This is a genomic window from Bradyrhizobium sp. Ec3.3, assembly GCF_000472925.1.
Lineage (GTDB): Bacteria > Pseudomonadota > Alphaproteobacteria > Rhizobiales > Xanthobacteraceae > Bradyrhizobium.
Genome location: NZ_AXAS01000121.1, coordinates 1 through 10,568 on the forward strand (window position 1 = coordinate 1; position 10,568 = coordinate 10,568).

A 10,568-nucleotide genomic window follows, 5' to 3' on the forward strand; every position below is an offset into this window, starting at 1 on the left:
CTTCGAGGAACTCCTTGGACCAGCCATAGTACATTGAGGCGGCAATGCCCTCGCGCCGGCAGAGCTCGGAGATATTCTCCTCGCCCCGCAGTCCTTCCAGCACGATACGGATCTTCTCTTCCGCCGAATATTGCCGGCGTGTCTGGCGCCGAATGTCCTTGAGCACTTGTTCTGCCGGCGCTTTGCCCGGTCCGGATTTCTGCTTCATCTTCGCTCCTGGTGGCTACGATGAACCAGAAATCCTCCCTCCGCAAAACCCTTCAATGTGTCTCACAAGCCCTGACGGCGAACAATTGACCAGCAACGCCATCCTGACATGGGCCGATCAGAGCCGCGTCGCCTGGCATTACATCGCACCCGGCAAGCCGACGCAGAATGCCTTCATCGAAAGCTTCAATGGCCGCCTCCGAGACGAATTGAACGAGACGCTGTTCACTTCGCTGGCCCAGGCCCGGGTCGAACTCGGACATTGGCGGGCCGACTACAACGATACGCGACCTCACTCGCAACTCGGATGAAAAACACCATCGGAGTTCGCCTTCACCTGCAACCCGCGACGGGATCTGGCGCTGCGCTATGCCGATGGCTGCGCACCAGCTCCCGTCGCTACCACCGCCCATCCGGGTAAATCCACCAGCCAGAGCGAACTCAGGACTGGATAAAACTTGGGGGCAAGGTCACAGCGCGAGCACAGTGGACGAAGTCTCAAGTTTGCGTCGAAGCTGACCAAATCTTGATCGACGAGACCTGGACCAGGACTGACGTGCTCCCTTACTCGGAAGTGCCCCGCGCGGGATTCACCGCCAAAATTCCTCACAAACGGAGGCTATTGCCTGAATGCCGACACCTTCTGTCCGGTCGGCTACACAAGTTTGTTTGGCTAATCACTCACTTTGCCTCGCAGATTAAATAGCTGAAAGCAATCACAAATACTTCTTTCTTCGGCTTCGATCAGCCGAGTTGGCACAAGTTTTGATTTCTGATGTGCGAAGCGGTGGAAGCTGCCAACCAAGGTTCATGTCGCGTGCGCTGCACTAACAAATCATCAAGATGATGGAGAAGAAGATGCAAGTTGCCAAGAGGCCGTCCTTTGGAAGCTTTTCCGAAGTGGCAGAGTTTTATCCGACGTTCCCACCCTATTCACGACGACTGCTTCAGATGCTTGTTGACCAGGTAAAGCACCTGACCAAGAGCCCGGTCTTCGGGGATATCGGAGCGGGTACGGGCTCGATTTCCTATGCCCTAGCTGACATGGGGCTTTCAGGCTATGCAGTCGAGCCTGATAGTCAGATGATTGAGGTGGGGCAGAGGCTCGGCCGAACTTATCCAGCCGTATCTTGGATTAATGCGCCGGGAGAATGCACGGGCCTCGCCGACGATTCGCTAGATTGGGTTTGCTACAGCACGTCCTTCCATTTGACGAACGCGAGCGAAGCGCTTCGCGAAAGCATGCGACTTTTACGGCCTCGCGGGTCCTTCACAATTGCAACCCTCCTTCCAGATCTTCAGACTGATCCCTTTCAACTCGAAATCGAAAATCGGATACGCGACATGGCACCGGCTTTACGACGGCGGGATACTCCACTCGTCGGTCAGATGGGAACCTACGAGGCGCTCCTCAACCAATATCCCGGTTTGGGCAACTGCATTTCAATCGATGCCACAGAAGCGATATCCATGAGCGAGGAGCGGTATGTCAACTTTTGGTCCGGGAGACAGGATATCCCGAGTCAGGTTTCCCCCGAGGTTTGGGATTCCATCCTACAGATGATCGCGCAGACGTTCCGAAGGTGGCAGCCGGCCGGCCTGCGATTTCGCACTAGGGCATGGCATGCTCAACGCGTATGAGGTCGACCGCGCGCATGGTGGCGTAGGATGACCAAGCTCGCTTGCTTTTTTGAGCAACGCAAGGGCATGGGCGATCGCATCTTGATCCAGCCGCCGAATGCCTCCTCGATGCGCTTGCGGATGCGCTGGCTGACGTCATAGCCGCCGTGCCGGATCGTTCGCCGGTCGACCGCAGAACTGCGGCCGCTGGTGTTCTGCGCGACATGCGGCGCAACGCTCATTGAGCGCAGCTCGTTGACGAAGTCTTCTGCATCATAGGCTTTGCCGGCCACAAGCTGCTCGCTATCGGCCGGTCGGCGCACGGCTCGATCATGTGCAGCGCGGCCACCGGTTCGGCATGCCCGTCCGCCAGAGCCAGGCGAGGCCGTGGCGGTTCTCCATCGGCCCATGCCCGATAAAGCACAGCTTGGTCTCTTTTCCTTTACCCTGCGATAGAGCCTGGCGTCGGGGTCGGTGGTCGACGTATGGATGTGGTTCGAAACGTTTCTGGCCATGGAAATCCGCTTCGGCATTGCGGTCGCCTGGCGCCGGCGGCTCGCCAGAACCGACCTTCGGCTTGACGCTCTTCATTGATGCAAGTGCCGATGACCATGCCTACCTCGCCCGACACGAACTTTGCCACTAAGGACTTCCAGATGAGGCTTCTGCACATGTGTAACAATGTTCCCGCAGCGAGATCGCTCAATTGCGCCTGAAGGACCATTAAACGGAATTGTCGGTCTTTAACGACTGTTAATAAATAGTTGACTAAGGAATTTCTTGGTGCGGGCATGCTCTGGATGGCGGAAGAATTGCGCGGGCGATGCTTGCTCGATGACTTCGCCGCCATCCATAAAAACTACTCGGTCGGCGACCTCGCGTGCAAACCCCATTTCGTGCGTGACGCAAATCATCGTCATGCCTTCATTTGCAAGACTAGTCATCACATCGAGCACTTCTTTCACCATCTCCGGATCAAGTGCCGATGTTGGTTCGTCGAATAGCATGATCTTCGGTTTCATACACAGCGCACGAGCGATCGCGACACGCTGTTGTTGCCCGCCAGACAATTGAGCTGGATATTTTCTCGCCTGCTCGGGTATGCGGACCCGTTCGAGATTCTCCATCGCGATCTTCTCGGCCGCATCGCGGGCCATCTTGCGCGCACGGATCAGAGCGAGGGTGCAGTTATCGATGACTGCCAAATGAGGAAAGAGATTGAATTGCTGGAAAACCATCCCAACATCACGCCGCACCTCCTCCAACCCTCTCATGCCGGGGCGCAGTTCGGTGCCGTTTACGACAATCCTGCCTTTTTGATGCGTTTCAAGCTGATTGATGCACCGGATCAAAGTGGATTTGCCAGAACCTGATGGACCACATACCACAATCCGTTCTCTAACGCGCACGTCAAGTGTGACGTCGCGTAGAACTTGAAAGGTCCCGTACCATTTCGAAACGCCTTCGATCAGCACTGCAACGGGAGTCGCCATCCTCTGCAGTTCGCTACCGCCCGTGTTCCGTTCCGCTGCTCCAGATTTCATTGCTCCTCCCGCGCCTCCTTTGTAGTCGGCTCTATATTTCATTCGCGACTATTTTCGTAATCAGTTCTAATGAAACGGCGTGCTGAGTCCGAGGTGCCGCTCCAGCCCTGTAACAAGAGCGACCGCGATCAGGGCCAGGATAAGAAACAGAACCTCGGTAACGAACATCGGCTCGGCATAACGATAAGTTTCCGCCGCCACATCGAACGCGCTTCCCTGCATCTCCGGAACCGCAATCACCGCGAGTAACGGCGTGGACTTGAGGATGGAAATCAAATAGGAGCCAAGTGGCGCTGCAATGTTGCGCAACATCTGCGGCATGATCACAAATACCACCGTGTCACGCGAATTAAGTCCAAGGCTTTGCGCTGCTTCACTCTGTCCCACCGGCACGGCGTCGATGCCAGCTTTGAAGACTTCGGAAATGTATCCGGAGTAGTAAATACTTAGTCCGAAAACGCCTACGAACAATGCAGGCAAGGTTACACCATAGTAGGGCAGCACGAAGAACAGGAAATAAATTTGAACCAGTAGGGGCGTTGAGCGAATCGCGTCAATAATGAACTGGGTGATTGGGCGCATAAGCCAATAAGACCGCCTCAACATCTCCCAGAAGAAACCAATTATTGTTGCAGCAAAGAAAGAGAGTAGCGCAACTAGAATTGTGTGCCCAACCCCCTCTAACACCAAAGGCGCAATCCGTATTGCAAACGCAACGTCAAAATTCACGAGCGCCCCCATCTTTTCGGGCAGATCTCTCCAGATGCCGCCCCAAAATGGTCACTGGGTAGCAAATCATCAGATAAGCAAGCAGGAGACCTGAATATATGCCAACTGGATTGTAGCTCCTTTCGGAAATTAGCTTTGCATGGAACGTCATATCCGCGAGTGTGATCAGAGAAACCAGTGATGTTCCTTTAATCAGTTGGATCGCTTGGTTGATGAATGTCGGAATCATCGCCGCGATTGCCTGAGGCAATTCAATAAAGCGAAGAACATCAAAGCGACTCAACCCCAAAGCCAGCCCAGCCTGACACTGCCCACGATCAAGTGCTTGCAATGCCGCACGGACTGACTGGCTGCCATACCCTCCGATGTTTAGCCCGAGCACCATCGCGCCGACGGCAATCCCGGAGAGATAGACGCCAAAGGCAGGCAACGAGTAGTAGAAAGCATAGAGAAGAACGATCGCGGGAGAGCTGCGCCAGAACTCGATTACCGCAGTAATCCCAAGGCGGTAAATACCGATCGAATAGTGCTGGAGCACACCCGCGAGCAGAGCGAATGGTATTGCATATAGGACTCCGAGGATTGTGACGACCGCAGTGACACCAAATCCTTGGTAGATTCCGTGCATGATTTCCAAAAAACTCATCCGCTCTGCTAGCTCCCATCTAGCGGTAGTTGTCAGGGCATAGCTGTTTGGCCGTCAGACCGTCCGGATTGGTGTCCGCGTCGGTAAAACCATATTCTGCCGCTATCTTTCTCAGCGTTCCTTCCGCTTTCCGTTTTGCCAAGCTCTCATCATAGATATCGCGCAACCTCGAATCTTCCTGCCGGAATACGATCGCCGGGTAGCCACCGGCTACTTCTTGGCCATTTTCAACCAATCCAACAAAGGGAGACGCGCGCTCAAGCTTTCCCTTCAGTTCGGGATCTTTGAGGAGTTCGGCCACAGACGCTGTTGGTAATAGAATTCCATTGATCCTATCAGACAATAACGCGCTAACCAGTGAGCTGTAATCGGGGAGCAATAGCATGCGATCTTTTGGAACGCCGGCCTTAGCGGCGATATCAGCATCAGTTGCGCCTCGGATCACACCGATGCGAATAGCCGTGCTGTTCGCCACATCGGCAAGGCTGTGAATGTTGAGCGGATTGCCCGGCAGCACCGCCAATGTTAGCTTGATAACAATATCGGGATTAGTGAAAATCACCTGATCACAGCGCACCCGTGTGATGCCCATACCGGACGCGATAGCGTCAATTCGCTTGGACATTAGTGCGGGAATAAGGGCGGAAAAGTCTGTAATAACGAAGTCGACTTCCTTGACCCCAAGTGGACCGAGGACCGCCTTGACCATATCCGGATGAAAGCCGGTGGCACTACCGTCGCCAGCCCTGAACCCCCAAGGCGACCGATTATGGATGCCGATCGTGATCTTACCTTCTTTGAGAACACGATCGGTAATCGACTCCGCACAAACAGCAGAAACGCCAGCGCTGAGCATCACCAGAGCGGCACTTCCGACCAACGCGGTTCGCCTGCTGAATTCTAGTCCCGCCATCTTTACCTCCTAGTCGATTGGCTCACCCGCAATGGATTAGTGAGTTTCGCCGGAGTCTAGAGGGCGGTTCGAGCGAAATTCCGGCAAACAGCGCAGAATTTCGGCATACAATAGCCCTAAGTCAAGGAATTCCGGCTCTGGTGCGGTAGGAATCCAGGCCAGTGCGGCGGAATAAAAGCAGGCTCTTGACTGGGGGCCGCTCGCGAGTGCTTTCGAGTTGCGCTGTAGAGAGCGTGGCGGCTTTGGAAGTAGCCTCGTGAGACGCAGCGGTGACCTGATTTTGCTCCGCCGATTGGAGGCAGCGGTCCTGCGACTAGGCTCGCGATGCATAGTATGGCGCGCAGCTCGATCACTACATCGCGCAGAGGGCCATAAGACTGAGCCCTCCTACTAGGAATAACCGAGCCAAAATGGTTGATCCTAATGGCATTGCCGAATTCGACGAAGGTCGCAATAAACTGCGACTCAATCCCGCCTTTATGAAAGTGTCGTTCTGCTCACGAACTCGCGGCAGCCGGGCCCCTCCGATCGCGAGTGAGGCCCTCAGGCACATCGCCGCATTCTATGCGATCGAGAAGGAGATCCGCGGCCACAGCGCGGAGGAGCGCCGTCTCGTGCGGGCCGCTCGCAGATGCCTTTGAGGCCTGGCTACGCGCCAAGCAGGCTCTCACCAGCCAAAAGATCAAGCCCGCCGACGCCATCCGCCACGCACTCTCGCGCTGGCAGGGGCGGACGCGCTTCATCGATATGGCCGCATCGAACTCAACAACAACACGGTCGAACGATCAATCCGCAGCATCAAGCTCAGTCGCAAGAACGCGCCGTTTGCCGGATCGGTCAGCGGTGCCAAACACGCCGGTAGCTCCGGGGTCCGCACGTGCGGGAATTACCGTCCGGTTCCGCCAAACCGCTTGCCGAGTTTTTGATGTGTGAGCGTTCACGCTGTAACGCGCCGTACGTTGAGAAGCCGCCCGGGCGAACAGCGTCGCGGAGACACTTGCGACCAGCGGTCGCAATGCAACTCCCGCGGCACCTCATGGCTAGAGCCCATGATTAACGTCACGGGCTGGTGCAGATTATGCGCGCGAGATCGAGAATGCGCTCGCGCCCGGTCGAGGCCGGGCCCCCCCCGGCCTGCTCCATCATGAAGGGGATCGAATCCGCCTCGTAAGTGGGCACCCGTCGTGGTCTGGCCGCTCGTCGGAAGGATAGGTGAACACACCGTAGTGGACGAGGGATGCGATAGGCCTCCGCGACCAAAGAGCCGATCCAGCGCGTGTTGAAATTGCGGTTCGAAGGACCATCGACGCCGGCCAGGCACTCGTCGATGAAGGCGCCCACCCGCGGATCTCAGTACCGCAGCGTTGATCGCGAACTCTTCCGCCGTTTCGAAAACTGTACACTACCTCGCGAGCGGTTGCGCTCTGCCAGTGCGGCACGGGCCGCGGCCCCGACGTCGAGATCCTTGTGCAGATCGCCGTGCGGGCGTCCGGCCTTCTTGCGTTGCATATCCGACGATAGCGGCAACTTTGGCCAGCGGTCCAAAGAACTGGCCGAACTGTTTCAGAATGAGCATTAGGTTGCTCGGCTCTCCGAGGCCCCGGGATCGAGGCAGCGTCCGCCGCAGCCTTGGCGTTCTACTCCCTTTCGAGGCCGAAGCCTGATCCTTCTGCGTCAGTAAATGGCAATTGAACTTGACATCAGCGGTGGTTGTTCACGAACACCTGCCCCGGCTCGGCTACATCTGGTTGACGCCCCGCTCGCGGTTGCCGCGCTCCGTAGCAGCGCCGGCTCAGGTACTTTAACTAACGTGGCCAGCGGAGACATGCACACCTCGATACGGAGCACGATTCTTTTCCAGCTGAAAGCGGAGCGGTTTGCACGATCATATGATTCCCGCACTCAGGAATTCAAGAGATCGAGCATGTATCTAACGGCAAGCTCCGCGGTCGGGCCGTTGTTCCTGTTGGTGAAGGCCTCACGCCCGGCGGTGTCGTGGACTACTTGCTGGAAGCGCCTCACCATTTCGAGCATCGTTGACCACCGCCGGCTCGCCGGTGCGGATGACGCATTCGGCTTGACCGCGGTGCATCGCGGCGGCAGCTTCGGCTACTTCGCGCACGCGCTGGGTGAGCAACACCCGGCGCTCTGGGCTGCGGCTCCTGATCGTGCCCTGCATGATGCCCGACGGGCAAATTATGTTGGCCGCTTCGCCCCTATGGATGGCCCCAACTGTGACAACCGCGCCGTCGTCGACCGGGGTTTCGCGCGAGACCACCGGCGGCCAACACCGCCGGCGTCATCGCACTACCTCGGGCACCGGTCTATTGGAAGCGTTTTCGGCGGACGCAGTCTGCATCGGCCGGATCTCCGCGAAACTTGCAAACGCGCTACCCGACATTTGCGGGAGGCTGTTTGATGAACTTGACACGCGCCACACTGCACCGGCCGTCGACGCTGACGGGCACCTCGCCCTCGATCATTGCGCGACGAACGACACGAGGCTGATCGCCGTAATCCTTGGCCGCATAATGCATCGTGGCACGGTTGTCCCAGATAGCGACATCACCCTGCCGCCAGTTCCAGCGCACAGTGTTTTCCGGCGCGGTGATATGAGACTCAAAGAGATCGAATAGCCTCTGGCCGTCATATTTCGAGACGTCCACAAAACGTTCCACATAAGAGCCTAGCACCAGCGTGCGTTCTCCGGTCTCCGGATGGACACGTACAACGGGATGCTCGGTCTCAAACCACGCTCTGGTAAGGGCTTGGTCATAAGGGTTCATATCGGCTTCGGTAGGGCGGGCAACTACTGGGAAGCTGTGAACAGCCCAGAGGTCGTCGGCAAGCCGTCGCAGCGGCGGCGGCAAGTCTAGATATGCGGTCGCGGTGTTTGACCACACTGTGTCGCCGCCGACAGGTGGGATCACAACGGCTCGCAGCACCGAAATCTTGGGATAGGCATCCAAGCAGGACCAGTCCATGTGCCAAAGGTCAGTCCGGAAAGGTGGCCGTGCGGAATCAATGTCGATGATCGACATCGTTCCCTTGGTAGCACCGAACGTCGGATTTGGCGCAAGCTTTCCAAAACGCAGAGCAAAGCGCTCCTGCTCAACGTCGTCGAGATGACCCTGGTCGCGGAAGAAGATGACCTTGTGCTCAAGCAGCAGGGTGTTTATCGCACCGATGGTGTGGTCCGGTAAATCGCTCGACAGCTCGATATTCTTGATTTCAGCGCCGATGCGCGCCGTGCGTTTGACCACGTCGGTACGTGGAATGACTTTATCGATCAAGACCATTTCACTCATCTTGACATTCTCCAAATTCCCGCTTTTTTCGCCAGATAAAGCTGTTCAGCTGTGACACGAAGGGCATTGACGCAGCCGGGCATCAAGGTTAGCGAGCCTCTCGCTGGCTCGTCATGGCTTCCTTCATATCGCCTCCTGCTCGCTGGCGGCTAACGTTACATATCTCCATTGCCACCGAACCTACCTATCCTAGTGGGCTGTTCTCACCCGATCGAGGTCGGCCGACGTCACAGCCGGCTGGCGTTGCTCTCGGACCAAATCGGTGAATAGGTTATTATGGCGGGTTCAGCCGTTTGGCGCTGTTCTCTCTGGTCGATTACGTTAATCAGAAGCCGAAGGCGCGTGGATCATGCGAAAGTACAAGCGCTTCCGGCTCCACAAAACCGGTGCTTCGCTCTTCGAAAGCTGGCTCGGGACAATGTGGGGCTGTTCGCACACTGGTTTGGAACACCACGTTCACCTGATGGGAGCGGTGTGAACCGAGAGGCTGCGGACCATTCTGCGAGAGGCCGATGGTGAAAATCCCCCGGCCTACCCACCCCTGGAGCAAAACCAAGATGGCCCCACTGCGGGTGGACGACACATGGCCAGAGACTTACGGCCAAGGTTCCGCATGGCCGCTGGAGAACCAAGATCTTTTTGGCTGCACTGCGTCATGACCACATTGACGCGCCACGTTTTATCGAGGGGCCGATCGAAGGCGCAAGTTTTGCGGCGCACTTGGCGAAGACCTGCTCACTCGGGTTCAAGTCGGGCGAGTATTTTGGCAGGCTCCTGTGCCGCGGATGTGCTGCCGCCGGCTTTCGGCGATCATATCGGCGCGGAACGCGTTGCCCAGATCGGGCTCGTCGCGACGCGCACTCTGGTCGGCTTTACGGATCAAATCGCCTGAGAGCTCCGGATGATCCAATTGCTCGGCGACGCGATGCACGATTGAGTTCTCGAGCCGGTCATGGTGCAGAACCACTGAATAGATGAAGGTGGAGAGACCCGGTTCACGCCGGACGATTTCTTCGGCTTCCCGCCGGACATGCGCCCAAATCGGGTCGAGCTTGCTCAGAGCGGATTGAGGATCGAGCAGGGTTTTCTGTATGGTGTCGTCAGGGCGTTTGAAGTCGATCATACCACATAGTGCGCTAAAGCGTGATGGCATTAAATTCGATAGCCTGAATTTTTGAGGTAGTTGGCGCATTCCTGGGAGGTGAAGGCATCGAGTGCGTGGCCGATTGCGGCGCAGACCACGTCGACGGTTCGCGCGGCAGCTTTGCGGAGCAGGTGCTTGAGCTTGGCAAAGACCTGTTCGATCGGGTTCAGGTCGGGCGTGCCGCGCGGCAATTTGGGTGGAAGCGCGTAGCGTCAATCAGGGGTTCTTCCGCACATTTGGTGCAGGCTGCGGGATTCACGGACAGTGCGAATAAGGGCATAAGGTCAGGATCGCAGTCGACGCCCGTGATTCGCCTTGCTTCAAGCCTTCCGCTCACTGGTTTCCCCCGAGCTTTCGATTGTCCAGATCCTCCCCCACACCGACAGGGTGGTGCTCGTGGCTCGGCCGAAGTCAGCGGTCTCATTCTGTCCTTGTTGCGCCTGCCAGACGGGTCGCG

9 protein-coding genes and 5 pseudogenes are annotated in these 10,568 nt (G+C 57.0%); 3 read left to right on the forward strand and 11 right to left on the reverse strand.

All coding sequences use genetic code 11. The features are described 5' to 3' along the window. Positions 1-208: transposase (locus YUU_RS0144895; protein ID WP_027527996.1), on the reverse strand; the 208-nt coding region annotated here is incomplete at its 3' end. Positions 209-290: 82 nt separating this feature from the next. Here YUU_RS0144895 and YUU_RS54370 point away from each other — a divergent pair. Together YUU_RS54370 and YUU_RS0144905 are read left to right on the forward strand one after the other, a co-directional pair. After that, positions 291-662: pseudogene (locus YUU_RS54370) on the forward strand (transposase); the annotation flags it as partial. Positions 663-1,065: 403 nt separating this feature from the next. Beyond that, positions 1,066-1,848: a class I SAM-dependent methyltransferase gene (locus tag YUU_RS0144905; RefSeq protein WP_198031969.1), complete on the forward strand. Its 783-nt coding sequence runs from the start codon at positions 1,066-1,068 to the stop codon at positions 1,846-1,848. On the opposite strand, the pseudogene YUU_RS57945 reads toward YUU_RS0144905, so the two are convergent. The 5 genes and pseudogenes from YUU_RS57945 to YUU_RS0144935 form a co-directional block, all read right to left on the reverse strand. Further along, positions 1,836-2,430 (reverse strand): annotated as a pseudogene (locus tag YUU_RS57945) (hypothetical protein); the annotation flags it as partial. The gene YUU_RS0144905 and the pseudogene YUU_RS57945 sit on opposite strands and share 13 nt — an antisense overlap. Positions 2,431-2,570: 140 nt before the next feature. Then, the gene (locus tag YUU_RS0144920; RefSeq protein WP_051390272.1) at positions 2,571-3,371 is read right to left on the reverse strand and encodes an amino acid ABC transporter ATP-binding protein; all 801 of its coding nucleotides are present in this window, start codon (positions 3,369-3,371) and stop codon (positions 2,571-2,573) included. 66 nt (positions 3,372-3,437) lie between these two features. Then, a complete protein-coding gene (locus tag YUU_RS0144925; protein ID WP_027528002.1) occupies positions 3,438-4,100 on the reverse strand; it encodes an amino acid ABC transporter permease in 663 nt (220 codons plus the stop codon). Then, positions 4,090-4,746, reverse strand: a complete 657-nt coding sequence (locus tag YUU_RS0144930; RefSeq protein ID WP_027528003.1) for an amino acid ABC transporter permease — start codon at positions 4,744-4,746, stop codon at positions 4,090-4,092. The genes YUU_RS0144925 and YUU_RS0144930 overlap by 11 nt, the downstream gene beginning before the upstream one ends. A gap of 19 nt (positions 4,747-4,765) precedes the next feature. After that, positions 4,766-5,659: a transporter substrate-binding domain-containing protein gene (locus YUU_RS0144935; RefSeq protein WP_027528004.1), complete on the reverse strand. Its 894-nt coding sequence runs from the start codon at positions 5,657-5,659 to the stop codon at positions 4,766-4,768. Between the two features lie 489 nt (positions 5,660-6,148). Between YUU_RS0144935 and YUU_RS57950 the strand changes: the two are divergent. Next, a pseudogene (locus tag YUU_RS57950) lies at positions 6,149-6,540 on the forward strand (transposase); the annotation flags it as partial. Between the two features lie 178 nt (positions 6,541-6,718). On the opposite strand, the gene YUU_RS57955 reads toward YUU_RS57950, so the two are convergent. The 5 genes and pseudogenes from YUU_RS57955 to YUU_RS54380 form a co-directional block, all read right to left on the reverse strand. Beyond that, positions 6,719-7,000 (reverse strand): hypothetical protein, encoded by a 282-nt coding sequence (locus YUU_RS57955; RefSeq protein WP_198031970.1) that lies wholly within the window; start codon positions 6,998-7,000, stop codon positions 6,719-6,721. Between the two features lie 561 nt (positions 7,001-7,561). Then, entirely contained in the window at positions 7,562-7,693 is a 132-nt protein-coding gene (locus YUU_RS62550) for a hypothetical protein (protein WP_256375346.1), read from the reverse strand. A 356-nt stretch (positions 7,694-8,049) separates the two neighbouring features. Further along, a complete protein-coding gene (locus tag YUU_RS0144950; RefSeq protein ID WP_027528006.1) occupies positions 8,050-8,967 on the reverse strand; it encodes a TauD/TfdA family dioxygenase in 918 nt (305 codons plus the stop codon). 805 nt (positions 8,968-9,772) lie between these two features. Next, a pseudogene (locus YUU_RS0144955) lies at positions 9,773-10,090 on the reverse strand (hypothetical protein); the annotation flags it as partial. A gap of 29 nt (positions 10,091-10,119) precedes the next feature. Continuing rightward, positions 10,120-10,302 (reverse strand): annotated as a pseudogene (locus tag YUU_RS54380) (IS630 family transposase); the annotation flags it as partial. Positions 10,303-10,568 lie beyond the last annotated feature (266 nt).

Bases quoted from the DNA above. Each gene is read 5' to 3' on its own strand.
- YUU_RS0144920 (WP_051390272.1), bottom strand. From the start codon at position 3,371: ATGAAATCTGGAGCAGCGGAACGGAACACGGGCGGTAGCGAACTGCAG.
- YUU_RS0144935 (WP_027528004.1), bottom strand. From the start codon at position 5,659: ATGGCGGGACTAGAATTCAGCAGGCGAACCGCGTTGGTCGGAAGTGCC.
- YUU_RS0144930 (WP_027528003.1), bottom strand. From the start codon at position 4,746: ATGAGTTTTTTGGAAATCATGCACGGAATCTACCAAGGATTTGGTGTC.
- YUU_RS0144905 (WP_198031969.1), top strand. From the start codon at position 1,066: ATGCAAGTTGCCAAGAGGCCGTCCTTTGGAAGCTTTTCCGAAGTGGCA.
- YUU_RS62550 (WP_256375346.1), bottom strand. From the start codon at position 7,693: ATGCTCGAAATGGTGAGGCGCTTCCAGCAAGTAGTCCACGACACCGCC.
- YUU_RS0144950 (WP_027528006.1), bottom strand. From the start codon at position 8,967: ATGAGTGAAATGGTCTTGATCGATAAAGTCATTCCACGTACCGACGTG.